This is a genomic window from Kitasatospora sp. NPDC051853, assembly GCF_044452665.1.
Taxonomy (GTDB): domain Bacteria; phylum Actinomycetota; class Actinomycetes; order Streptomycetales; family Streptomycetaceae; genus Kitasatospora.
The window spans coordinates 107,891-131,824 of sequence record NZ_JBITBY010000010.1 but is presented as its reverse complement, the minus strand read 5'-3'; the positions used below and the strand labels follow the sequence as shown (position 1 = coordinate 131,824).

Below are 23,934 nucleotides of genomic sequence, written 5' to 3'. Positions count from 1 at the left end.
CTGGAGGTAACCCGTGGCAGACCGTCACACCGAGTCCGGCATCCCGATCCGGCCGGTCTACGGCCCCGAGGCGCTGGAGGGCTGGAGCGCGCGGGAGCGCCTCGGCGAGCCCGGGCGGTACCCCTTCACCCGCGGCGTCTACCCGACGATGTACACCGGGAAGCCGTGGACCATGCGGCAGTACGCCGGCTTCGGCACCGCCGCCGAGTCCAACGCCCGCTACCGCCAGCTGATCGCCAACGGCACCAACGGCCTCTCGGTCGCCTTCGACCTGCCGACCCAGATGGGCTACGACTCGGACGCCCCGCTCGCGGCCGGCGAGGTCGGCAAGGTGGGCGTGGCGGTCGACTCGGTCGAGGACATGGCGGTGCTGTTCGGCGGCATCCCGCTGGGCGAGGTCTCCACCTCGATGACCATCAACGCGCCCGCCTCCGTCCTCCTGCTGCTCTACCGGCTGGTCGGCGAGAGCCAGGGGGTGGCCCCCTCCGCGCTCACCGGCACGATCCAGAACGACGTGCTGAAGGAGTACATCGCCCGGGGCACCTACATCTTCCCGCCCAAGCCCAGCCTGCGGCTGGTGGCGGACGTGTTCCGCTACTGCCGGGCCGAGATCCCGCGCTGGAACACCATCTCCATCTCCGGCTACCACATGGCCGAGGCGGGCGCCGACCCCGTGCAGGAGATCGCCTTCACCCTGGCCAACGGGATCGAGTACGTCCGCACCGCCGTCGCGGCCGGGATGGCGGTGGACGACTTCGCGCCCCGGCTCTCCTTCTTCTTCGTGGCCCGCACCACGCTGCTGGAGGAGGTGGCCAAGTTCCGTGCCGCGCGCCGGATCTGGGCCCGCGTCATGCGCGAGGAGTTCGGCGCCGAGAACCCCAAGTCGCTGATGCTGCGCTTCCACACCCAGACCGCCGGGGTCCAACTCACCGCCCAGCAGCCGGAGGTGAACCTGGTCCGGGTCTCCGTGCAGGCGCTGGCCGCGGTCCTCGGCGGCACCCAGTCGCTGCACACCAACAGCTTCGACGAGGCCATCGCGCTCCCCACCGAGAAGGCGGCCCGGCTGGCCCTGCGCACCCAGCAGGTGCTGGCGTACGAGAGCGACGTGACCTCCACCGTGGACCCGTTCGCCGGCTCCTACGTGGTGGAGTCGCTGACCGACGAGGTGGAGGCGGCGGCGCTCCAACTGATGGGCCGGATCGAGGACATGGGCGGCGCGGTGGCCGCCATCGAGCGCGGCTTCCAGAAGGCCGAGATCGAGCGCACCGCCTACCGGGTGCAGCAGGAGACCGACTCCGGCGAGCGCACCGTGGTCGGGGTCAACCGCTTCCAGCTGGACGTGGAGGAGCCGTACGAGCCGCTGCGGGTGGACCCGGCGATCGAGGCCGAGCAGGCCGCCCGGCTGGCCAAGCTCCGTGCGGGGCGCGACAGTTCGGCGGTGGAGCGCGGGCTGACGGCGCTGCGCAGGGCGGCCGCCGGGAGCGAGAACGTGCTCTACCCGATGCGGGAGGCGCTGGCCGCGCGGGCCACCGTCGGGGAGGTGAGCGACGCGCTGCGCGAGGTCTGGGGCACCTACACGCCGTCCGAGCGGTTCTGAGGCCGGGCGCCTGAGGGTGGGTCAGGCGCCGTGTCCCGTGCCGGGGTCGGGTCGTTGCACAGGACAGTGATCACCGGGAAGGCGGAAACGGTATGTCATACCCACCTGTGCGGCCGGTATGCACCCATCCGGGGACCGATCTGACAGAAGTCGGGCCAAAAGCCGTTCACCGGCCTAGTCTTGTTGAGGTGAACGATCCTCAGCCCGGCGCCCGGGCCACCCTCACGCCTGCCCGTCCCGGCTCCGATCTGCGGGCGCGGGTACGGGCCTACCAGGCGGAGTTGATCGCCTTCCGGCGCGACCTGCACCGGCACCCCGAGCTCGGCCGGCAGGAGTTCCGCACCACCCGGCTGCTCCGCGAGCGGCTGCTCGCCGCCGGGCTGACCCCGAAGGTGCTGCCGGGCGGTACGGGCATGACGGTGGACATCGTGCCGCCGGGCACCAAGTCGGGCACCCCGTTCCTGGCCTTCCGCGCCGACATCGACGCACTGCCGATCGACGACGCCAAGACCGAGGCCCCCTACCGCTCCACCCTGCCGGGCCGGGCGCACGCCTGCGGGCACGACGTGCACACCTCGGTGGTGCTGGGCACCGCGCTGGTGCTGGCCCAGGCCGCCCGCACCGGCGAGCTGACCCAGCCCGTCCGGCTGGTCTTCCAGCCGGCCGAGGAGGTCATGCCGGGCGGGGCGCTGGACGTGATCGAGGCCGGCGGGATGAAGGACGTCGGGCGGATCTTCGCGGTGCACTGCGACCCCAAGGTCCAGGTCGGCCGGATCGGCCTCAAGGTCGGCGCCATCACCTCCGCCTGCGACCGGCTCACCCTCCACCTGGACGGCCCCGGCGGTCACACCGCCCGCCCGCACCTGACCACCGACCTGGTCACCGCGGTCGCCCGGCTCGCCGCCGACCTGCCGCCCGCCCTGTCCCGCCGGATGGACCCGCGCTGGGGCGTCAGCCTGGTCTGGGGCCGGATCGCCTCCGGCTCCGCGCCCAACGTCATCCCCCAGCACGCCGAACTCGAGGGCACCGTCCGCTGCCTGGAGCTGGCCGGCTGGCGCGAGGCCCCCGACGCCCTGGAGGAGCTCACCGGCAGGCTCGCCGAGACCTACCGCGCCAAGTGGTCCCTCGACTACCACCGCGGCGTCCCCCCGGTGGTCAACGAGCAGGTTTCGATCGCCCAGCTCGAAGCCGCCATGACCGGCCGCTTCGCCGCCGGCAGCGGCCCCGTCGTGGAGGACACCGAGCAGAGCCTCGGCGGCGAGGACTTCTCCTGGTACCTCGAACACGCCCCCGGCGCCCTCGCCCGCCTCGGCGTCCGCGCCCCGCACGAGACCACCGTCCGCGACCTCCACCAGGGCCGCTTCGACGTGGACGAACGCTCCATCGCGGTCGGCGTCGAACTCTTCTGCTCCCTCGCCCTGGAGTACGGGCGAGTCTGAGACGGAGGTCACTCCGGCGGCGTAGAGTGGCCGCCTCACTACCACCGGGTAGTGACATGAGGGTGCGTCAAGCGTGGTCTTTTGTCCGGTTCGTCCTGACATAGGACCACGTTTTGATAACAACCCGAATGCTCGTTGGAGCCGTGACACAACCGTGTTCTACGCGCGTTACGGTGGCGCTCGACCACGCCAAACGGGTGTGTGAGAAGGAGATACTCCCTTGCGCCGTTCCATGAAGCTCGCCGCGGTTGTGCTCACGGGTTCCCTGGGCATCGCCTCGCTCGCCGCTTGCGGCGCAAAGAGCACCGACAACAACACCTCCAGCAGTGCCGCTGCCGGTGCCTCCGGCATCAAGGTCGGCATGGCCTACGACATCGGCGGCCGTGGCGACCAGTCGTTCAACGACTCCGCCGCCCGTGGCCTGGACAAGGCCAAGTCGGACCTCGGCGTCGCGGTCACCGAGGCCGAGGCCAAGACCGGTGAGGCGGAGGCCGACAAGGAGACCCGCCTGAAGAGCCTGGTCTCCTCCGGCTACAACCCGGTCATCGCGGTCGGCTTCGTCTACCAGGCCGCCGTCGAGAAGGTCGCCAAGGACAACCCGAACGTCAAGTTCGCGATCATCGACTCGGGCTCGGCCACCCAGCCGGCCAACGTCACCTCGCTGACCTTCTCGGAGCAGGAGGGCTCGTACCTCGCGGGCGTCGCCGCCGCTTCGAAGAGCCAGACCAAGAAGGTCGGCTTCATCGGTGGCGTGCAGTCCGAGCTGATCAAGAAGTTCGAGGCCGGTTACCGCGCCGGTGTCGCCTCGGTCGACCCGAAGACCGAGGTCCTCACCACCTACCTCACCACCCCGCCGGACTTCTCGGGCTTCAACGACCCGGGCAAGGGCAAGGACGCCGCCCAGGGTCAGCTCGACAAGGGCGCGGACGTCATCTACACCGCCGCCGGCTCCTCCGGCAACGGCGCCATCGAGGCCGTCTTCAACGCGAAGAAGTGGGCCATCGGCGTCGACTCGGACCAGGCCGCCCAGCCGGCCCTGGCCAAGTACAAGGACCGCATCCTCACCTCGATGGTGAAGAACGTCGACACCGCGGTGTTCACCTACATCAAGTCCATCAAGGACGGTTCGCCGCTCACCGGGACGAAGAACTTCGACCTGAAGGAGAAGGGCGTCTCGCTGGCCACCACCGGCGGCTTCATCAACGACATCCAGGCGAAGCTGGACGCGGCCACCGCGCAGATCACCTCGGGTGCCACGAAGATCCCGACCACCGTCGGCTGACACCCCCTCAGCCTGCCGCCGGTCCACGCGTCCGGCGCGCATGATTGAGCATCAGGGTGGGGCCCGGCGGGGCGCGCGAACGCGCTCTGCCGGGCCCTGTCCCGTTCCACCCGCACGTACGCGCGCCCCCGCCCGCGTACGCACGCCATCTCCAGCGCAACGACGCGCCCCGTGACCTCCAGGAGATCGCCATCACCGCTTCCGACCCCGCCCCGACCCCCCAGGGCGGCAACCCCAGCGCGGGGACGGCGTCACCGGCCGTCGAACTGCGCGGCATCACCAAGCGCTTCCCGGGCGTCGTGGCCAACCACGACATCGACATCACCGTCGCCCGCGGCACCGTGCACGCCCTGATGGGTGAGAACGGTGCCGGCAAGTCGACCCTGATGAAGATCCTCTACGGCATGCAGAAGCCGGACGAGGGCACCATCGCCATCAACGGCGAGCAGGTCGAGTTCAACACCCCCGGCGACGCCATCGCGCGCGGCATCGGCATGGTGCACCAGCACTTCATGCTGGCCGACAACCTGACGGTCTGGGAGAACGTGGTCCTGGGCGGCGAGAAGCTGCACGGGATAGGAGCCAAGGCCAAGGCGAAGATCCGCGAGATCTCCGACCAGTACGGCCTGGGCGTGCGCCCGGACGCGCTGGTCGAGGACCTCGGCGTGGCGGACCGTCAGCGCGTCGAGATCCTCAAGGTGCTCTACCGGGGCGCCAAGATCCTCATCCTGGACGAGCCCACCGCCGTCCTGGTGCCGCACGAGGTGGACGCGCTCTTCGACAACCTGCGCGAGCTCAAGGCCGAGGGCGTCACCGTCATCTTCATCTCGCACAAGCTGCACGAGGTGCTCTCGGTGGCCGACGCGATCAGCGTGATCCGCCGCGGCACCACCGTCGGCGACGCCGACCCGCGCACCGTGACGGCCCGTCAGCTGGCCGAGCTGATGGTCGGCGCCGAGCTGCCCTCGCCGGAGAGCCGCGAGTCCACCGTCACCGACACCGTGATGCTGGAGACCGCGGGCCTGCGGATCGCCAAGCGCGACGCCGAGGGCATCGAGCGCGTGGTGCTGGACGACGTCTCGCTGCGCATCCGCAAGGGCGAGGTGCTCGGCATCGCCGGTGTCGAGGGCAACGGCCAGGCCGAGCTGGTCGAGGCCATCATGGGCATGCTGCCGCTGGACGCGGGCACCGTCGCGCTGGACGGCCAGGACCTCAGCCGGACCCTGACCCGGGCCCGCCGCGAGGCCGGCATCGGCTACATCCCGGAGGACCGGCACAAGCACGGCCTGCTGCTGGAGGCCCCGCTCTGGGAGAACCGGATCCTCGGCCACGTCACCGAGGCCCCCAACTCCAAGGGCGTGCTGCTGGACCCGGCCGCCGCCCGCAAGGACACCCAGCGGATCGTCGAGGAGTACGACGTCCGCACCCCCGGCATCGAGGTCACCGCGGCCTCGCTCTCCGGCGGCAACCAGCAGAAGCTGATCATCGGCCGCGAGATGAGCCACGCCCCCAAGCTGCTGATCGCCGCCCACCCCACCCGTGGCGTGGACGTCGGCGCGCAGGCGCAGATCTGGGAGCAGATCCGCTCCGCCCAGCGCGAGGGCCTCGCGGTGCTGCTGATCTCCGCCGACCTGGACGAGCTGATCGGGCTCTCCGACCACATCCGGGTGATCTACCGCGGCCGCCTGGTCGCCGACGCCGACCCGGCCACCGTCACCGCCGAGGACCTGGGCACCGCGATGACCGGTGCGGCCAGCGGCCACATCGAGTCGGACCCGGAGGCCGTCGCCGAGGCCCAGGCCTTCGCGGCCGAGATCACCGACGCCGCGCCGCCCACCACAGAGCAGCCCAGCGACGACACCGCCACCGACGACGCGCAGGCGGGGGAGTAACCCACATGACCAGTCCCAACCCCGTGGCCGCGAAGCCCGCGGCCAAGCGGTTCGACGCCGAGAAGATCCTGCTCGGCCTGGCCGCCCCCGTGCTGGCCATCCTGCTCTCGATGCTGATCTGCGTCGTCCTGCTGGCGGTCTCCGGCAAGGAGCCGTTCAAGGCCTTCCAGGTGATGTTCGACTACGGCACCGCCTCCGACGGCCAGGTGCTGACGCTGAACCGCGCCACCGTGTACTACCTCGCCGGTGCCGCCGCCGCGTTCGGCTTCCGGATGAACCTCTTCAACATCGGCGTCGACGGCCAGTACAAGCTGGGCGTGCTGTTCGCCGCCTTCGTCGGCAGCCAGGTCGACCTGCCGTCCTTCCTGCAGATCCCGCTGCTGCTGGTGACCGCGATGCTGGTCGGCGGCATGTGGGCGAGCATCGCCGGTCTGCTCAAGGTCTACCGGGGCGTCAGCGAGGTCATCTCGACCATCATGCTGAACGCCATCGCCACCGCGGTGGTCGGCCTGCTGCTGGTGCCGGGCGTCTTCGCGCCGGACAAGGGCAGCACCACCAACTCGATCCAGACCGAGCCGATCTCGCAGTCCAGCCACTTCGTCACCTTCGAGACCGCCGGTGGCACCCTCTGGGGCTTCATCGTCATCGCGGTCCTGGTGGGCGTGCTGTTCCAGTTCACCCTGAACCGCACCCGCTTCGGCTTCGACCTGCGCGCCACCGGCCGCTCGGAGTCCGCGGCGACCGCCTCGGGCGTGAACGTCAAGCGCATGATCATCACCTCGATGGTGGTCTCCGGTGCCATCGCCGGACTCATCGGCCTGCCCGAACTGATGTCCAGCTCCTACTACTTCGGGCAGGGCATCCAGCCCGGCCTCGGCTTCATCGGCATCTCGGTCGCCCTGCTCGGCCGCAACTCGCCGATCGGCGTCGCCTTCTCGGCGCTGCTGTTCGCCTTCCTCGACGTCTCCGGCACCCAGCTGCCCCTCCAGGGCGACTACCCGCAGGAGATCGTCAACGTCATGCAGGGCACCATCGTCATCTGCGTCGTCGTCGCCTACGAGCTGGTGCGCCGCTACGGCCTGAAGCGCCAGCAGCAGAAGGTCGGCGCCGAGCTCGCCGCCCAGGCCGCCGCTGCCAAGAAGGAGGTGGCCGCATGAGCACCGCCACTGCCGCCCGGCCGAAGTCGCCGGGCGCCTCGCCCGCCAAGAAGTCCAAGCTGACCTGGCCGGTCGTGCTGCTGCTGCTGGCCGGCGCCCTGGTGCTGTTCTCCGCCGTGGGCATGGCCACCGGCAACCACGGCCTCACCTCCTCCGGGCAGATCACCGCCGCGCTCGGCGCGGCCGTGCCGATCGCGATGGCCGGTCTCGGCGGTCTCTGGTCCGAGCGGGCCGGCGTGGTCAACATCGGCCTCGAAGGCATGATGGTGGCCGGCACCTTCTGCGGTGCCTGGGCCGGTTACCTGGTCAACCCGTGGGTCGGCCTGCTGGCCGGCATGGCGGGCGGCGCGCTCGGCGGTCTGCTGCACGCGCTGGTCACCGTGACCTTCGGCGTGGACCACATCGTCTCCGGCGTCGGCATCAACCTGCTGATCCCCGGCATCTGCGCCTACGTCAACCGGATCTACTACCGCGACTACGTGGCCTTCGGCGCGGGCGCCAACCAGTCCCCGCCGGCCGACCCGCTGCCGTACATCACCGTCCCCGGCCTGTCCGGCTGGCTGGACGGGATCGAGGAGCACCACTGGTTCCTGGTCTCCGACGTGGCCGGCATCCTGGGCGGCATGGTCACCAACCTCTCGGTGGTCGTGGTGATCGCCGCCGTCTTCCTGGTGGCCTCGTACTTCATCCTCTGGCGCACGGTCTTCGGCCTGCGGCTGCGCTCCTGCGGCGAGAACCCGACCGCCGCCGAGTCGCTGGGCGTCAACGTCTACAAGTACAAGTACCTGGCGGTCATCGCCTCCGGCGCCTTCGCCGGTCTGGCCGGTGCGTACCTCTCGCTGGTCGCCGCCCACTTCTACAAGGACGGCATGACCCAGGGCCGCGGCTTCATCGGCCTGGCCGCGATGATCTTCGGCAACTGGATGCCGGGTGGTCTGGCCATGGGCGCGGGCCTGTTCGGCTTCACCGACAGCCTCCAGCTCCGTGACCCGGACTCGGTGCACGTGCTGATCCTGACGGTCTCCATCGCGATGGCCCTGCTGGCGCTCTGGAAGCTGTACCGCCGTCAGTTCAAGGGCGCGGGCATCACCTTCGCGGTCGCCGCCGGCCTGGCGCTCTGGTTCGCCACCACCGACACGGTGCCGCGCGCGCTGATCGTCGCCACCCCGTACGTGATCACCCTGGTGGTGCTCGCGATGGCCTCCCAGCGACTGCGGATGCCGAAGGCGGACGGGCAGATCTACCGACGGGGCCAGGGCAAGTGACGACGGCTCAGGAGATCGACTGGCAGGCGCTGCGGGCGGCCGCCCGGGAGGCGATGGGGCACGCGTACGCGCCCTACAGCAAGTACCCGGTCGGCGCCGCCGCCCTGGTCGACGACGGTCGCACGGTGACCGGCTGCAACGTGGAGAACGCCTCGTACGGGCTCTCGCTCTGCGCCGAGTGCGGGCTGGTCTCGGCGCTGCAGCTCGGCGGCGGCGGCCGGCTGGTGGCCTTCACCTGTGTGGACGGCGCCGGTCAGCTGCTGATGCCGTGCGGCCGCTGCCGCCAGCTGCTGTACGAGCACGGCGGGCCCGAGCTGCTGGTCGAGCTGCCCTCCGGGGTACGCCCGATGAGTGAAGTCCTGCCGGACGCCTTCGGGCCGGAACGGCTCTAGCTGGAAAGCTTGTTACGCGCGTAGAGTGTCGCGGGGGAATGCTCCCCCGCGGCACTCTTTTTCTGCTCTCGAACCACCTGGAGACACCCTCATGGACGCCATCTCCGTCATCCGGACCAAGCGTGACCGTGGCGAGCTGACCGACCCTCAGATCGACTGGGTCATCGACGCCTACACCCGGGGCGAGGTCGCCGACGAGCAGATGTCCGCGCTGGCGATGGCGATCCTGCTGAACGGCATGAACCTGCGCGAGATCAGCCGCTGGACCGACGCGATGATCCGCTCCGGCGTCCGGATGGACTTCTCCGCCCTCCCGCTGCCCACCTCCGACAAGCACTCCACCGGTGGCGTCGGCGACAAGATCACCCTCCCGCTGGCCCCGCTGGTCGCCGCCTGCGGCGCCGCCGTCCCGCAGCTCTCCGGCCGCGGCCTCGGCCACACCGGCGGCACCCTCGACAAGCTGGAGTCCATCCCCGGCTGGCGGGCGCTGCTCTCCAACGAGGAGATGATGGCCGTGCTGCGCGACGCGGGCGCCGTCATCTGCGCGGCCGGCGACGGCCTGGCCCCCGCCGACAAGAAGCTCTACGCCCTGCGCGACGTCACCGGCACCGTCGAGGCCATCCCGCTGATCGCCTCCTCGATCATGTCCAAGAAGATCGCCGAGGGCACCGGCGCGCTGGTCCTGGACGTCAAGGTCGGCTCCGGCGCCTTCATGAAGAACCTCGACGACGCCCGCGAGCTGGCCCGCACCATGGTCGGCCTCGGCACCAACGCCGGCGTCAACACCGTCGCCCTGCTCACCGACATGTCCACCCCGCTCGGCCTCACCGCGGGCAACGCGCTGGAGGTCCGCGAGTCCGTCGAGGTGCTGGCCGGCGGCGGCCCCGCCGACGTGGTCGAGCTGACCGTCGCGCTGGCCCGGGAGATGCTGGCCGCCGCGGGCGTGCACGGCAAGGACCCGGCCGAGGCGCTGCGCGACGGCTCCGCCATGGACCACTGGCGCCGCATGATCACCGCCCAGGGCGGCGACGTCGACGCCCCGCTCCCGGTCGCCCGCGAGCAGCACGTCATCACCGCCACCGAGTCCGGCGTCCTCACCGGCCTGGACGCCTACGCCGTCGGCGTCTGCGCCTGGCGCCTGGGCGCCGGCCGGGCCCGCAAGGAGGACCCGGTGCAGGCCGGCGCCGGCGTCGAGATGCACGCCAAGCCCGGCGACAAGGTGACGGCCGGTCAGCCCCTGCTGACCCTCCACACCGACACCCCCGAGCGCTACGACTACGCCATCGAGGCCCTCACCGGCGGCGTCACCATCGCCCCCGAGGGCACCCCCTTCACCGCCAACCCGATCGTCCTGGACCGCATCGCCTGACCGCGCACGGAGGCCGGGCACCCCTGGGCGGGGTGCCCGGCCTCACGCGTCGTCAGGGATAGGTCAGCAGCCCGGAGGTGTCGAGCCGCCAGGGGCCCACGGTGACGGTGTCGCCGAAGACGAACTTCTCGCGCAGTGCGTAGCTTGGCTGGGAGTGCACGATGCCGGTGCCGTCCCGGGGGTCGACCAGCAGGTAGTGCGGGATGCCCATCGCGGCGTAGTCGTGGACCTTGGCGTCGTAGTCGTTCTCGGGATTGGAGCGGGAGACGATCTCGACCACCAGCAGGACCTCGTGGGGGAGGAGTGCGGGCTGCTCGCTCTCCATGGCCGTCTCGGCGAAGACCATCAGGTCCGGGCGGCGCAGACGACCCAGGCCAACATCCTCCAGGTCGGCGCCGGCGTGGGCGATGTAGCCCGGATGTGTCGCGGACAGTTGGGTGTTGAGTTGCCGTGACAGGCGGATCACGGCGAGTTCGTGACGGCGCACCGGCGACATCATCATGACGATCTCGCCGTTGGCGATCTCGATCTTCCCTATGCCTGGCATCTGCGGTAGCTGGTCGGCGATCTCGCGCAGCTTCATGTAGGTGGCCGGGTCGATGCTCATACTCGGACTGTACTGGCCGTCATCGCCCGGCGGGTGGCGTAGAGGGTGACGCCGGCGGCGAGGGTCATGGCGAGGAGGGCGACGGCGGCGGCGCCGGGCCAGCCGGTGGCGTGGTAGGCGTCGGCGCCGAGGGTGCCGCCGAGGCTGTTGCCGAGGTAGTAGGCGATCAGGTAGAGGGCGGTGGCCTGGGCGCGGCCGGTGGTGGCGGTGCGGCCGACGGCGGCGGAGGCGGTGGCGTGGCCGGCGAAGAAGCCGGCGGTGATCAGGACCAGGCCGAGCAGGACGGCGGCCAGCGAGTCGGCGAGGGAGAGCAGCAGGCCCGCCGTGGTGGTGCCGATGGCGACGTAGAGGGTGCCGCGGCGGCCGAGCCGGGCGGTCAGGCGGCCGGCCGTGGCGGAGGAGACGGTGCCGACCAGGTAGACCACGAAGATCGAGGCGGCCACCGACTCGGGGAGGGAGAAGGGCGCGGCCACCAGGCGGTAGCCGACGGTGTTGTAGACCGCGCCGAAGACGGCCATGAAGAGCAGGCCGAGCAGGTAGAGCCGGAGCAGCAGCGGATCGCGCAGGTGCCCGGCCACGGTGCGGGCCAGCGCCCGGGCGTCCACCGGGGTGCGGCGGAACTGCCGGGCGGCCGGGATCAGCAGCCGGAAGACCAGCACGGCCAGCAGGGCGAGGACGGCCGAGACGGCCAGCCCCCAGCGCCAGCCCCAGGCGGCGGCCGCCCAGCCGGAGACCAGCCGCCCGCCCATCCCGCCGATGCTGTTGCCCGCCACGTACAGGCCCATCGCCGAGCCGAGCGCGCTCGGGTGCACCTCCTCCGCGAGGTACGCCATCGCGGTGGCCGGCAGCCCGGCGAGCGCGGCGCCCTGGAGCCCGCGCAGCACCACCAGGGTGGTGAGGTCGGGGGCGAAGGGCAGGGCCACCGCGAGCAGCGTGGCGGCCAGCACCGAGCCGGTCATCACGGCGGTCCGCCCGTAGCGGTCGGAGAGGGCGCTGGCCGGGAGCAGGGCGAGGGCCAGTCCGAGGGTGGCCACCGAGGCGGTCCAGCTGGCCTGACCGGGCGTCAGGCCGAGGTCGGTGGAGAGGACCGGCAGCAGGCCCTGGGTGGAGTACAGCAGTACGAAGGTGGCGACCCCGGCGGCGAACAGCGCCAGGTTGGCCCGGCGCAGGGTCCGGTCCCCGGTGAGGAGGCGGGTGTCGGTGGCGGGGGACGACTGGGGGAGGGCACCCGGCAGCTCGGCTGCGGATGCCCCGGTACTGGCAGGCGGCATGACGACGACGCTAGACCCGCCGCCGCTGATGCGTCCAATACATGGAACGGCGAGAATCCATGCCATGGAGCATGAGAGCAGTTCAGTGCCGGTGACCCTCGCCGAACTCGGCCCGGAGGGTGATCTCGCGGCGCTGGCACCGCAGTTGGCGCAGTTCGCCGCGGTGGCCCGGCTGGAGCACGTGACCCGGGCCGCCGAGCTGCTCGGCATGCCGCAGCCCACCCTCTCCCGCTCGGTGGCCCGGCTGGAGGCCGGGCTCGGGGTGCGGCTGCTGGCCCGGCAGGGCCGGACGGTGCGGCTGACCAGGGCGGGGAGGCTGCTGCTCGGCTCGGTGGAGCGGGCGCTGGCCGAGCTGGAGCGCGGGGCCGAGGCGGCCCGGGCGGAGGCCGATCCGGCGGCCGGGCGGGTGGCCTTCGGCTTCCTGCACACCATGGGGTCGGACGCGGTGCCCGCGCTGCTGCGCGGCTTCCGGGCCGGGCACCCGCAGGTCCGGTTCCAGCTGGTGCAGGACTACGGCGCGGCGATGCTGGAGCGGCTGCGGGCCGGGGAGCTGGACCTCTGCCTGGTCTCCCCGCTGCCGGAGGCGCCGGACCTGACGGCCCGTCCGCTGGACGAGCAGCGGCTGCACCTGGTGGTGCCGGCCGACCACCGGCTGGCCGGGCGGCGGCGGATCCGGCTGGCCGAGGCGGCCGAGGACCCGTTCGTGGTGGTGGAGCGGGGCTACGGCCTGCGGGTGATCACCGAGGGGTTCTGCGCCGAGGCGGGCTTCACGCCCCGGATCGCCTTCGAGGGCGAGGAGGCGGAGACCCTGCGCGGCCTGGTGGCGGCCGGGCTCGGGGTGGCCCTGCTGCCGCCCGCCCTGGTGCCCAGGCCGGGCGTGGTGGAACTGGAGGTCAGCTCCCCGCGCACCCGCCGGGCGATCGGCCTGGCCTGGGTGACGGGCCGTCCGCTCACCCCGCCGGTGGCGGCCTTCCGCGACTTCGTGCTCTCCCGCCGCGGCCGCCTGCTCGACCACGACTGACCCGGCGGTGCCGCGCGGGCGACGGCTACGCTGGGGCCGGGGCGGCCGGGGGTGTCCCAAAGCTGTTGGGGGCCGGGTGAGTTGACGGATGCGCTCCGTTTTCCGTGGCGGTTCCGCCGCACCACCGTCACCAGGTCTTCACCGATGCGGTCCAGCCCGATCGGGTCCGGCCCGGATCGTTCCCGCACCTCAGTGCGGCGGCATCGGATTTCGGTCAGGAGCGATTGAAGTTCCCGAACTTATACCGCTCTTTACCAAACTGAGGGATATTGATGGGGGGAGGCAGTCATGCCTGCGGGGAACGGATCAGGGGGAAACGTGTCGGAGCAGGACACGGTCACGCGCCTCGGCGCCAAGGCCGGGCCGGGCGAGGCCCGGCGGCAGCGGATCGACACCGTGCTGCGGCGCTCGCCGCTGCAGCCGCTGTTCCGGGTGCGGGCCGCGCAGCGGCTCTCCGTCCTCGCCTACCACGGCGTGGACGACCTGCCGAGCTTCACGGCCCAGATGGAGCGGCTGGTGCGGACGGCCGTGCCGGTCTCGCTGGCCACCGTCGAGCGCGCCGTGCGGGAGCGGCGCCCGCTCCCGCCGCGCAGCGTGCTGGTCACCTTCGACGACGGCGACCGCACCCTGCTCACCCGGGGCGCCCCGGTGCTCGCCCGGCTGGGCATCCCGGCCGCCGCCTTCGTGGTGGCCGAACTCATCGACGGGGACCAGCCGTTCTGGTGGACCGAGGCCCCCGCGCTGGCCGCCGCCGGCGGTACCGCCCAAGCACTGGCCGGGCTGGCCCCCGGGGCCGTCGTCCGCCACCTCAAGAGCCTGCCCGACGTCGAACGGCGGCGCAGCATCGAGGAGTTGCGCGAGACCGCGACCACCCAGGCCCCGCGCCAGCAGCAGCTGAGCGCCCTGGAGCTGCTCGACCTGCAGGCCGCCGGGATCGCCGTCGGCAACCACACCCTCGGGCACCCCTGCCTGGACCGCTGCGAGGAGCCGGTGATCCGGGTCGAGCTGATCCGCGCGCACCAGCTGCTCACCGGCTGGCTCGGCAGCGAGCCGACCGCCTTCGCCTACCCCAACGGCAACTTCGACCCCCGGGCCGACGCCGTACTGCGCGAGCTCGGCTACCGGCTGGGCTTCCTCTTCGACCACCGGCAGGACCAGCTGCTCCCCGCGAACCCGCTGCGGATCAGCCGACTTCGGGTGAACTCCGACACCGGCCCGGCCCGGTTCGACACAATCCTCTCGGGGCTGCACCCGGCGGTGCACCGGCTGCGCGGCGGCTGCTGACGCCCCTGGGGGTCCGAGCTGTGGGGGTGGGGTTGGTGCCTGAGCTGTACGCGCCGGGGGAGCTGACGACCGAACTGGTCGACGGCTGGCGGGAGTTGGCGGAGGAGGATCCGGGGGCCTCGTGGTTCGCCACGCCCGACTGGGTGCTCGCCTGGTGGGAGACGCTCGGGCGGCGCGGCCCGGCCGAGATCGCCTTCTGGCGGGCCGCCGACGGCACCGTCGAGGCGGTCGCCCCGCTGCACCGCACCACCCTGCGGCTGCACCCCCGGCTGCCGGTCACCGTCCGCTGCCTCACCCCGCTCGGCAGCGGGCCCGGCGCGGCCGACCACGGCACCTTCGCCTGCCGCCCCGAGCGGCGGGCCGAACTCCGCGCCTGGCTCGGCGAGTCGGCCCGCCGGGAGACCCTCTGGCTGCCCGACCTCGACCCCGGCGCGGCCGACCTGCTGCCGGCCGGGGCCCGGCGGGTGGCGGGCCAGTCCTGCCCCCGGGTGGGGCTGACGGACGGGTTCGACGCGCTCGGGTCCAAGCAGTTCCGCTCCGACCTCCGGCGGTACGGACGGAAGCTGGCGGCGGCGGGGGTGACGTTCCGCTGGGTCCCGCCGGGGGAGGCCGGCACGGAACTGCTGCCGGCGATCGTGCGGCTGCACCGGCTCCGGCGCGACGCCCTCGGCAAGGGCACCACCTTCGACGCGGACCGCCTGCCGCTCCATCAACTCCTGGTCTCCCGCGGCGGCCCCGGCGGGGGGCCGGCCTTCCTGGTCGCCGAGCACGAGGGCGCGGTGATCGGCGGGCTCTACGGCTTCCTCTGGCGCGACACCTTCGCCTACTACCAGATCGGCTGGGACCCGTCCTGGGCCCCGCTCCGGCTCGGCACCGCGATCATCGCCGAGGCGGTCCGGGCCTGTGCCGACCAGAAGCTCGCCACCTTCGACTTCCTCCGCGGCACCGAGCCGTACAAGTACCGCTTCGACGCCACCGACCGCGAGGACACCACCTGGCTCGCCCCCCACGGCCCCGGCGGCTCCCTCCTCACCCTGAAGCACCGCCTCAAGGGTTAGGGCCGCGGCGGGCGGTCGCCTGCGGCGGGCTTCGGGGGCGGGGTGTCGGGCGAGCCTGCGTGCGGCGGTCGCCTGCGGCGGGGTCCGGGGTGCTGCGAGGCGGTGCGCTCTGCGGGACCGGGGTGTCGGGCGAGCCTGCGTGCGGGTGGCGCCTGCGGCGGGCTTCGGTGGCGTGCCGAGGGGCGTGTTTCTCGGCGCCGGCTCGCTGCGCAGCGCCTGCCCACCTGCTCGCGCGCGGGGCCGGGTCCGTGTGGGCCGTTCGGTGGAATCCGGGATTCTACGTGGTGGATCTACGCGCGTAGGGGCTACACTCCCGCAATGGAGAAGCAGACTGCCATCACGGGCACCACAGGCCCCCGCGTCCCCACCGCCGACCAGATCGCCCGCGCACCGAAGGTGCTGCTGCACGACCACCTGGACGGCGGTCTGCGTCCCGAGACCATCGTCGAGCTGGCCGCCGCCGTCGGGTACGAGGGGCTGCCGACGACCGACCCCAAGGAGCTGGGGGTGTGGTTCCGCGAGGCGGCCGACTCCGGTTCGCTGGTGCGGTACCTGGAGACCTTCGCGCACACCTGCGCGGTGATGCAGACCCGCGAGGCGCTGGTGAGGGTCGCCGCCGACTGTGCGGAGGACCTGGCCGCCGACGGCGTCGTGTACGCCGAGGTGCGGTACGCGCCGGAGCAGCACCTGGAGAAGGGCCTGACCCTCGACGAGGTCGTGGAGGCGGTCAACGAGGGCTTCCGCCTCGGTGAGGCGAACGCCCGCGAGAAGGGCCACCGGATCCGGGTCGGCACGCTGCTCACCGCGATGCGGCACGCGGCCCGTTCGCAGGAGATCGCCGAGCTGGCCAACCGTTACCGGGACCAGGGCGTGGTCGGCTTCGACATCGCCGGTGCCGAGGCGGGCCACCCGCCGACCCGGCACCAGGGCGCCTTCGACTACCTCAAGGGCGAGAACAACCACTTCACCATCCACGCCGGCGAGGCCTTCGGCCTGCCGTCGATCTGGGAGGCGCTGCAGTGCTGCGGCGCCGACCGCCTCGGCCACGGCGTCCGGATCATCGACGACATCACCGTCAACGAGGACGGCTCCGTGGAGCTGGGCCGGCTGGCCGCGTACGTGCGTGACAAGCGCGTCCCGCTGGAGATGTGCCCGACCTCCAACCTGCAGACGGCGGCGGCGAGTTCGTACGCCGAGCACCCGATCGGCCTGCTCAGCCGGCTGAAGTTCCGGGTCACCGTCAACACCGACAACCGGCTGATGAGCGGGACGTCGATGAGCCAGGAGTTCGGCCACCTGGTGGAGGCCTTCGGCTACACCCTGGCGGACATGGAGTGGTTCACCGTGAACGCGATGAAGTCCGCGTTCCTGCCCTTCGACGAGCGGCTGGCGATGATCAACGACGTGATCAAGCCGGGCTACGCCGAGCTCAAGTCGGAGTGGCTGTTCGGCGCCGGCGCCTGACATCCGCTCGAATGGCCGAACGGACGAGCGCGGAACCGTGACCAGCGGTTCCGCGCTCATCTGACAAATGGGCCAAGTGAGTTACCCGTCTTTGATCCGCGTGCGACGCAGTCACTACGGTGTGCCAGTCACAGCTGACACGGCGTAGCGGTGGGCACCCCTGGGTGCGTGCCGTCGCGTCGGCCACCGACGAGGACACGAGGACCAACTCATGAAGCAGGCCACTCTGAAGGCTGCCGGGACCGCTGCGCTCGGCGTCGCGATCGCGGCCGTTGCTGCCGGTTCCGCCTCCGCTGCCGCCCCGGGTGGGCTCGGGGGCCCGACCAGCTTGCTCACCAACTCCGGTGCGCTGACCGGTGCGGCCACCAGCACCGTCGGCAAGCTGCCCGCCACCGCCCCGGTCACCGAGGCCGTCGGCAACCTCAACCCGGACGTGGCCGGCCCGGTCGCGCAGGCCCCGGAGTCGGCCCAGCCGATGACCGCCCCGGTCACCGAGCAGACCGCCCCGATGGTGGACGCGGCTGCCGCCCCGGTCGCCGACGCCGCCGCGCCGCGCGCCCTGCCGGTGCCGCTGCCCGGCGCCGAGGGCCTGGCCCAGGCGCCCGGCGTCTCCACCGTGACCGGCGCCCTCGGCGGCGGCCTGCCCGGTGGCAGCAGCCTCCCGGGCATCGGCGGCTGACACCCGCGACGCATCCCGCCCGGCGCCGGGGCCGCCGTCCGCACCACTTCCGCGGACGGCGGCCCGGGCGCACCGGGTCCGGCCCGCTCCCCGTCCGGCGCGGGCCGTTCCCCGTCTCCGGGTGCCGCCGTCCTCTGACGCACCGTCACGCACGGGAGCCCCCGGCCGACCCCTCCAGGGGTCGGCCGGGGGCTCCCGGCGTTCGGTCGTGGGTCAGCGGGTGGTCAGTGCGGAGCGGGTGCTCACGGCTCCTGGGGGAGCAGCAGCCAGAGCGCCAGGTAGATCAGGAACTGCGGGCCGGGGAGCAGGCAGGAGGCGATGGCGATGATCCGGACCGTCCAGGGGGCCAGCCCGAATCGCTTGGCGAGCCCGGCGCAGACGCCGGCGATGACGCGGTTGTGGCGGGGGCGGGCGAGGGCCATTCTGATCAGCTCCGTCTGACTGGTGCCCGGTTCCGGTCCCTCCGGCGGGCATGACTCCATGGTGCCGTTCCGGTCCCGCCGGGCCGTCCGTCTGGATGCCGATCCCCGACCCCGCCTTCTCACCGGGCAGGCGTACTCCCGGGGTCAGGGTTCCCCTCGGGGTTACCCCGAGGCGGACGGTGCGAAAGTGTTCGATCCGGCGCGTCCGTGTTCGGTAGGGTGCACAGCCCCCCTCGGCCGGTGAGGGGGCGTCAGCTCCCGCTCCCGCACACACCCGAGGACCCCACACATGCGCACTGCCCGTGGCCTGGCAACGGCCCTGCTCTCCGCCGCGATCGTCACCGGCGCGGCCGGGTGCGACGCGGACGGGGGCACCACCCCCGGTGCGGTCCCGGCGTCCGGTGCGGCGTCCGGCGTGGTGGCGGACGGGGGCCGGCTCGGGCAGAGCGAGGCGGCCACGGCCCGGGCCAACTCGGCCACCGTCACGCTGGACCTCACGGTGGACGGCCGCCCGCTGGCCGGGGAGGTGCTGGCCGGCGCCGACGGCCGCTGCCTGGGCAGGCTCACGTCCGGCAACGGCCGGGCCGACCTGCTGCGGACCGAGGACACCCTCTGGATCCACCCGGACGCGGCCTTCGCCGCCGACTGGTTCGCCCCGGGCAAGGAGCCGGCGGCCGGGAAGTACCTGCAGTTCAAGAACGGGACGGCGCCGAAGGCGATGGCCGGGGCCTGCGCGGCGTTCCCGGCGAACGGCGAGGTCCGGGCGGCCCTGCTGGCCGGGGTCACCGAGGCGGGGGAGCGGAAGGTCGGGACGGAGGCCGCGAAGCTCTACGCCGCCCGGCTGGCCGACGGCGCGGCCGAGTTCGCGGTCGCCGCGGAGGGGGAGCCGCTGCTGCTCCAGGTGGTCCGCACCGAGGGCGGGGCCACCGGCTCGCAGACCTTCGCGTACTTCTCCTCGCCGGTCGAGGTGGCGAAGCCGCCGGCCGCCGAGGTGGTCGACGGGACGGTCTACCTCAAGGGCTGAGCCCCGGTCAGACCGCCGCGCCGGCCCGTCTCCAGCGGTCGCAGCGGGCGCGGGGCCTGCAGCGGGTTCTGCCGTGGGTTCTGGAACGGGGACGGGAACGGGGTCTGGAGCGGGGAGGGGGCGGGCGCCGGGACGGCGGTGCGGTCCCGGCGCCCGAGCGCGGCGGCCCGGGCCCGGGCGGCCGGGACCACGGCGAGGTGGACCAGGCCCGCACCGAGGGTGCCGAGCATCAGGTTGTCCACGTTCAGCACGTGGCCGGGCGCCCAGCTCTTGAGGATCTCCAGCGCGGTGGCGATCAGCGCCGTGCTGCCCGCCGTCCGCAGCAGCGAGGGCAGCCAGCGGGCCCGGGTCCGGCCGCCGGCCAGCGGCAGCAGCACGCCGAGCGGGGCCAGCGGCAGCAGCCCGCCGGCCAGCTGCCGGGCGCCCTCGGGCCACCCCAGGGCGAAGGCGTACCGGACGGAGTCGAACGGGGTCAGGTTGGCCGGGGTGGTCCAGCCGACGTCCACCGGCCGCAGCACCACCCAGCCGACCAGTCCCAGGTACGCCGCCAACAGCAGCACGCCCACCAGCCGCAGCCGGGCCGACACCTCCGGCCCGCCACGTCCCGTCTCCGCCTGATCGGTCACACCCCCCACGACGTGGGCGCCGGACCGAACGGTTCCACGGCCGGTCGGGTGACGCTCGTTACGGGCGGGGCGGCGTCACGGGCAGCGCGAGGGGTTCGACGTGGGGGTGGGCGTGGGCGTCGGGGCGGCGCTGAACAGCGGGGCGGGGGAGACCGCCGGGGCCTTGGCGGCGGCGGAACCGGACGCCTGGCCGGAGGGGGCACCGGGGACGGTGACCGAGGGCTTGGGGGTGGGCGCCTCCGGGATGTGCACCGGGGTCGGGCAGGCGGTGCGGCTGGCCGGGGCGCCGGCGTCGACCGGGACGGCGGTCGGGCGGATGCCGCAGCCGGTCAGGGCGAGGGCGAGGAGGGCACCCGCCAGGAGCTGACGGGGGGTCACTGGGTGGCCTCCTCGGGGCGGATCGGGAGGGTGAGGGTGAAGACGGCGCCGCCGTCGGGGGAGTTGGCGGCGGTGATGGTGCCGCCGTGGATCTGCGCGTTGGCCATCGCGATGGACAGGCCCAGGCCGCTGCCCTCGGACCGGGCCCGGCCCTTGTCGGCCTTGTAGAACCGGTCGAAGACGTGCGGCAGCACGTCCTCCGGGATGCCGGGGCCGCTGTCGGAGACGTCGATGACCACGTGCCCGCCGTCCTGACGGACCTTCACCCGCACCGGCGAGCCGCCGTGCTTGAGGGCGTTGCCGATCAGGTTGGCGAAGACCACGTCCAGGCGCCGGGGGTCCACCACCGCGAGGATGCCGCGCGGTGCGTCCACCTCCACCGCGTCGTACCAGGCCCGGCCGTCGATGCAGGCCATGATCAGGTCCGCCACGTCCACCTCGTCGGCGACCAGCTTGGCGGTGCCCGCGTCGAAGCGGGTCACCTCCATCAGGTTCTCCACCAGGTCGGACAGGCGCCTGGTCTCGCTGACCACCAGCCGGACGGCCGGCTCGATCATCGGGTCCAGCGACTCCGCCTCGTCCTCCAGGATGTCCGTCACGGCGGTCATCGCGGTCAGCGGGGTGCGCAGCTCGTGCGACATGTCGGCGACGAACCGGCGGCTCTGCGCCTCCCGGGCGCTGAGCTCGGCGACCTGCTCGGAGAGCGCCTCGGCGGTGCTGTTGAACGTCCGCGCCAGATCGGAGAGTTCGTCCGCGCCCTCGATCTCCAGCCGGGTGTCCAGGTGGCCCTCGCCGAGTCGCCGGGCCGCCTCGCCCAGGTGGCGGACCGGCCGCAGCACGGTGGCGGCCGCGGCCTGGGCGATCAGCGCCGAGCCGATCAGCGCCAGCAGGGTGGCGATCGCCAGCGACCAGCCCAGGGTGTTGAGGTCGGTCCGCTCGTTGGCCAGCGACTTGAACATGTAGGCGGTCAGGTCGGTGTTCACCACCCGGGTGCCGGCCACCAGGTACGGGCCGTCCTGGTTCACCCGCTGCCAGTACAGGTGGTACTCGTACGGCTGGGCCGCGCTGACCTGGCGCGGGGTGTCGACGATCGACCGCAGTGCGGCCGGGACCTGGGCCTCGGTGAACCGCGACGGGTTGGAGGAGGCGACGCAGCCGGTCACCTTCGGAGAGACCACCACCACGTCGTAGTTGAGCCCCGAGGCGGCCACCTGCTGTGCCAGGTAGGTGAGTTCGGCGCAGACCGGACTCCCGGAGACGGAGGTGACGTTCCGTGACACCGAGCCCCGGAAGTCGTTGAGCGCGGTGTTCTGGGCGCGCTTGAGCACCCCGTCGCGGTTCAGCCAGTAGGCGATGCCGGAGGCCGAGCAGGCGGTGGTCAGGGCCACCACGGCGAACACCGCGACCAGCCGCACCCGGAGCGAGCGCAGGTGGAGGCTGCGCCCCGGGCGGCGGGGCGCGGTCTGGGGGTCGGTCACGTCGGCTGGTCTCCGGTCGGTTCCGGTCCGGTCAAGGGGGACGGGGGCAGGGGACGGTACGGGGCGGGGGCGGTGCTGAGCGGGCGTCAGCCCTGGGACGGCGGGTCGAGCCGGTACCCCACCCCGCGGACGGTGCGGATCAGGGTCGGGGCCGAGGGGACGTCCTCCACCTTGGCCCGCAGCCGCTGCACGCAGGCGTCCACCAGCCGGGAGTCGCCCAGGTAGTCGTGCTCCCAGACCAGCCGGAGCAGCTGCTGCCGGGACAGCGCCTGGCCCGGGCGGCGGCTCAGCTCCAGCAGCAACCGCAGCTCGGTGGGCGTCAGTTGGAGGTCCGCGCCGTCCTTGGTGACGGTCATCGCGGAGCGGTCGATGACCACGCTGCCGTAGGTGGAGGAGTCCGAGCTCTCCCGCTCGCCCCGGCGCAGCACCGCCCTGATCCGGGCGTCCAGCACCCGGGGCTGCACCGGCTTGACGACGTAGTCGTCCGCGCCGGACTCCAGGCCGACCACCACGTCGATGTCGTCGGAGCGCGCGGTCAGCAGGATGATCGGCAGCTGGTCGGTGCGCCGGATGCGGCGGCAGACCTCGAAGCCGTCGATCCCCGGGAGCATGACGTCGAGCACGATCAGGTCCGGACGCTGCTCCTTGAAGAGCTTGAGGCCGTCCTCGCCCGAGGCGGCGGCGGCCACGCGGTGACCCTGGCGGGTGAGGGCGAGTTCGAGGCCGGTCCGGATGGCGTCGTCGTCCTCGATCAGAAGGAGGAAAGGCACGGGCTCATTCTGGACCACGGGGCGCCGGGCTTCACCCACCAGGGGAGGCCGTTCAACTCCTCTGCAACCGGAACCCCGGATTCGGGCGTCCCCCTCCGACGGGCCGAAGGTCCCGGCGGCTGTGACAGCCCTGTGACAGTCGGCGGACACCTCCATCACAACGGGACGGCAGGATTTTCCATGTCGCCGCAGTTCCCGGGCGGCAGGAACCGTACCGACCCACGGGGGTGCACGATGAACGCCACGCTCAGGACCCGCAGCAACGCGGCAGTCAACCACGCGCGTTCGTCCCGCACGCACTTCGAGGTGAGGACGGACGAGAACTCCGGTGCCGTGATCGTACGGGGGTGCGCACACAGCACCGGGTCCCGCCGCCTCGGCGGGACGAGGGGGGAGCTGTACGGAATCGGTCGCATGGGGAGTGCGACCGACTCCGCGCAGACCATGACGCTGCGCGGGGTGCTCCCCGTCGTCGGCGGACAGGGTCGCGAGAGCGCCGGTGCCACGCTGCTGCGGCTCACGCCGCAGCCCGTGGTGCCCGTTCAGACCACGCAGGCGGCTCAGCCCGCTCCGGCCGCCCAGCCGGCCGCGTTCGAGCAGGCGAAGGCCGAACCGGGCGACAACATCGCCGAGTTCACCGCGTACGTGCAGGCCCGCCGGGCCTCGCTGTTCGCCACCGCGTACCACCTGACCGGCGACCGGTACGAGGCCGAGGACCTGCTGCAGAGCGCGCTGTTCTCCACCTACCGCGCCTGGGACCGGATCACCGACAAGGCCGCGGTCGGCGGGTACCTGCGCCGCACCATGACCAACCTGCACATCTCCGCCTGGCGCCGCCGCAAGGTCGCCGAGTACCCGACCGAGGAGCTGCCGGAGACCGCCGGCGACACCGACGCGATGGGCGGCACCGAGCTGCGCGCCGTGCTCTGGCAGGCGCTGGCCAAGCTGCCGGAGAACCAGCGCACCATGCTGGTGCTCCGCTACTACGAGGGCCGCACCGACCCGGAGATCGCCGGCATCCTCGGCATCAGCGTCGGCACCGTCAAGAGCAGCATCTGGCGCGCGCTGCGCCGCCTGCGCGACGACGACCAGCTCAACCGCAACGGCGACACCGCGCACGCCTTCGGCGAGCTGGTGGCGTGACGCCGCAACGAGACTCCCGTCGGGGGACGGGATAGGTCACGTCAGGGAACCAGGCGCCGGCTCGGGGGAGCGGCACCGGGAAGGAACGTGACCGGAACGGAAGGGCCCGGTGCCGGGGAGCGGCACCGGGCCCTTCTGCGTGCACGCGTGCCGCGTCGGCTCGGGCGGCCCCGGGCTGACGGAGCGCCAGCACGGCCCGGCCCGCCGCCGGCCGACCGTCGCGGGGTGCTCTCGGGCCTCGGACGTGCCGTCTGCTCGTACGGGGAGTCAGGCTGCGGGCGGCCACCGCGGCTCGGCCTGTTGCCGGCCCGGCCCG

Annotated in this window: 22 protein-coding genes; 15 read left to right on the top strand and 7 right to left on the bottom strand. The window is 72.7% G+C overall.

Annotated features, from left to right (window positions below):
• The first annotated feature begins 13 nt into the window (after positions 1 to 13).
• The 8 genes from ACIA8O_RS27670 (at position 14) to ACIA8O_RS27635 (ending at position 10,393) form a co-directional block, all read left to right on the top strand.
• Positions 14 to 1,597, top strand: coding sequence for a methylmalonyl-CoA mutase (locus ACIA8O_RS27670; protein WP_396296698.1), 1,584 nt, complete (start codon positions 14 to 16; stop codon positions 1,595 to 1,597).
• A 188-nt stretch (positions 1,598 to 1,785) separates the two neighbouring features.
• Entirely contained in the window at positions 1,786 to 3,036 is a 1,251-nt protein-coding gene (locus ACIA8O_RS27665) for an amidohydrolase (RefSeq protein WP_396296697.1), read from the top strand.
• A 220-nt stretch (positions 3,037 to 3,256) separates the two neighbouring features.
• Positions 3,257 to 4,318 (top strand): BMP family protein, encoded by a 1,062-nt coding sequence (locus tag ACIA8O_RS27660; RefSeq protein ID WP_396296696.1) that lies wholly within the window; start codon positions 3,257 to 3,259, stop codon positions 4,316 to 4,318.
• A gap of 50 nt (positions 4,319 to 4,368) precedes the next feature.
• Positions 4,369 to 6,210, top strand: coding sequence for an ABC transporter ATP-binding protein (locus ACIA8O_RS27655; protein ID WP_396296914.1), 1,842 nt, complete (start codon positions 4,369 to 4,371; stop codon positions 6,208 to 6,210).
• Between the two features lie 5 nt (positions 6,211 to 6,215).
• Complete coding sequence (locus ACIA8O_RS27650; RefSeq protein ID WP_396296695.1) at positions 6,216 to 7,367, top strand: ABC transporter permease; 1,152 nt, start codon at positions 6,216 to 6,218, stop codon at positions 7,365 to 7,367.
• A complete protein-coding gene (locus ACIA8O_RS27645) occupies positions 7,364 to 8,632 on the top strand; it encodes an ABC transporter permease (RefSeq protein ID WP_396296694.1) in 1,269 nt (422 codons plus the stop codon). The genes ACIA8O_RS27650 and ACIA8O_RS27645 overlap by 4 nt, the downstream gene beginning before the upstream one ends.
• On the top strand, positions 8,629 to 9,024 hold the full coding sequence (locus ACIA8O_RS27640) for a cytidine deaminase (RefSeq protein WP_396296693.1): 396 nt from the start codon (positions 8,629 to 8,631) through the stop codon (positions 9,022 to 9,024). Before ACIA8O_RS27645 ends, ACIA8O_RS27640 begins: the two co-directional genes overlap by 4 nt.
• Before the next feature lie 91 nt (positions 9,025 to 9,115).
• A complete protein-coding gene (locus tag ACIA8O_RS27635; RefSeq protein WP_396296692.1) occupies positions 9,116 to 10,393 on the top strand; it encodes a thymidine phosphorylase in 1,278 nt (425 codons plus the stop codon).
• Positions 10,394 to 10,445: 52 nt separating this feature from the next.
• Here ACIA8O_RS27635 and ACIA8O_RS27630 read toward each other — a convergent pair whose 3' ends face one another.
• Entirely contained in the window at positions 10,446 to 11,000 is a 555-nt protein-coding gene (locus tag ACIA8O_RS27630; RefSeq protein WP_396296691.1) for a Uma2 family endonuclease, read from the bottom strand.
• On the bottom strand, positions 10,997 to 12,271 hold the full coding sequence (locus ACIA8O_RS27625) for an MFS transporter (protein WP_396296690.1): 1,275 nt from the start codon (positions 12,269 to 12,271) through the stop codon (positions 10,997 to 10,999). The genes ACIA8O_RS27630 and ACIA8O_RS27625 overlap by 4 nt, the downstream gene beginning before the upstream one ends.
• Positions 12,272 to 12,335: 64 nt before the next feature.
• On the opposite strand from ACIA8O_RS27625, the gene ACIA8O_RS27620 reads away from it, so the two are divergent.
• From ACIA8O_RS27620 to ACIA8O_RS27600, 5 genes are all read left to right on the top strand, one after another.
• Positions 12,336 to 13,292 carry a LysR family transcriptional regulator gene (locus ACIA8O_RS27620; protein WP_396296689.1) on the top strand — a complete coding sequence of 319 codons (957 nt, stop codon included), beginning with the start codon at positions 12,336 to 12,338 and terminating at the stop codon, positions 13,290 to 13,292.
• A gap of 318 nt (positions 13,293 to 13,610) precedes the next feature.
• Complete coding sequence (locus tag ACIA8O_RS27615) at positions 13,611 to 14,576, top strand: polysaccharide deacetylase family protein (protein WP_396296688.1); 966 nt, start codon at positions 13,611 to 13,613, stop codon at positions 14,574 to 14,576.
• Between the two features lie 35 nt (positions 14,577 to 14,611).
• Complete coding sequence (locus ACIA8O_RS27610; RefSeq protein WP_396296687.1) at positions 14,612 to 15,634, top strand: GNAT family N-acetyltransferase; 1,023 nt, start codon at positions 14,612 to 14,614, stop codon at positions 15,632 to 15,634.
• 318 nt (positions 15,635 to 15,952) lie between these two features.
• On the top strand, positions 15,953 to 17,098 hold the full coding sequence (locus ACIA8O_RS27605) for an adenosine deaminase (protein ID WP_396296686.1): 1,146 nt from the start codon (positions 15,953 to 15,955) through the stop codon (positions 17,096 to 17,098).
• 211 nt (positions 17,099 to 17,309) lie between these two features.
• Positions 17,310 to 17,777: a hypothetical protein gene (locus tag ACIA8O_RS27600; protein ID WP_396296685.1), complete on the top strand. Its 468-nt coding sequence runs from the start codon at positions 17,310 to 17,312 to the stop codon at positions 17,775 to 17,777.
• A 242-nt stretch (positions 17,778 to 18,019) separates the two neighbouring features.
• Here ACIA8O_RS27600 and ACIA8O_RS27595 read toward each other — a convergent pair whose 3' ends face one another.
• Positions 18,020 to 18,199 (bottom strand): PspC domain-containing protein, encoded by a 180-nt coding sequence (locus ACIA8O_RS27595; RefSeq protein ID WP_345291063.1) that lies wholly within the window; start codon positions 18,197 to 18,199, stop codon positions 18,020 to 18,022.
• 289 nt (positions 18,200 to 18,488) lie between these two features.
• On the opposite strand from ACIA8O_RS27595, the gene ACIA8O_RS27590 reads away from it, so the two are divergent.
• Complete coding sequence (locus ACIA8O_RS27590) at positions 18,489 to 19,223, top strand: hypothetical protein (protein WP_396296684.1); 735 nt, start codon at positions 18,489 to 18,491, stop codon at positions 19,221 to 19,223.
• Here the strand turns inward: ACIA8O_RS27590 and ACIA8O_RS27585 are convergent.
• The 4 genes from ACIA8O_RS27585 to ACIA8O_RS27570 form a co-directional block, all read right to left on the bottom strand.
• Positions 19,208 to 19,849, bottom strand: coding sequence for a VanZ family protein (locus ACIA8O_RS27585; RefSeq protein WP_396296683.1), 642 nt, complete (start codon positions 19,847 to 19,849; stop codon positions 19,208 to 19,210). The genes ACIA8O_RS27590 and ACIA8O_RS27585 overlap by 16 nt on opposite strands.
• Positions 19,850 to 19,924: 75 nt before the next feature.
• Positions 19,925 to 20,227: a hypothetical protein gene (locus ACIA8O_RS27580; RefSeq protein ID WP_396296682.1), complete on the bottom strand. Its 303-nt coding sequence runs from the start codon at positions 20,225 to 20,227 to the stop codon at positions 19,925 to 19,927.
• On the bottom strand, positions 20,224 to 21,705 hold the full coding sequence (locus ACIA8O_RS27575) for an ATP-binding protein (RefSeq protein WP_396296681.1): 1,482 nt from the start codon (positions 21,703 to 21,705) through the stop codon (positions 20,224 to 20,226). Before ACIA8O_RS27575 ends, ACIA8O_RS27580 begins: the two co-directional genes overlap by 4 nt.
• A gap of 86 nt (positions 21,706 to 21,791) precedes the next feature.
• A complete protein-coding gene (locus tag ACIA8O_RS27570) occupies positions 21,792 to 22,475 on the bottom strand; it encodes a response regulator (protein WP_396296680.1) in 684 nt (227 codons plus the stop codon).
• A gap of 234 nt (positions 22,476 to 22,709) precedes the next feature.
• On the opposite strand from ACIA8O_RS27570, the gene ACIA8O_RS27565 reads away from it, so the two are divergent.
• Positions 22,710 to 23,618: a SigE family RNA polymerase sigma factor gene (locus tag ACIA8O_RS27565; protein ID WP_396296679.1), complete on the top strand. Its 909-nt coding sequence runs from the start codon at positions 22,710 to 22,712 to the stop codon at positions 23,616 to 23,618.
• Positions 23,619 to 23,934 lie beyond the last annotated feature (316 nt).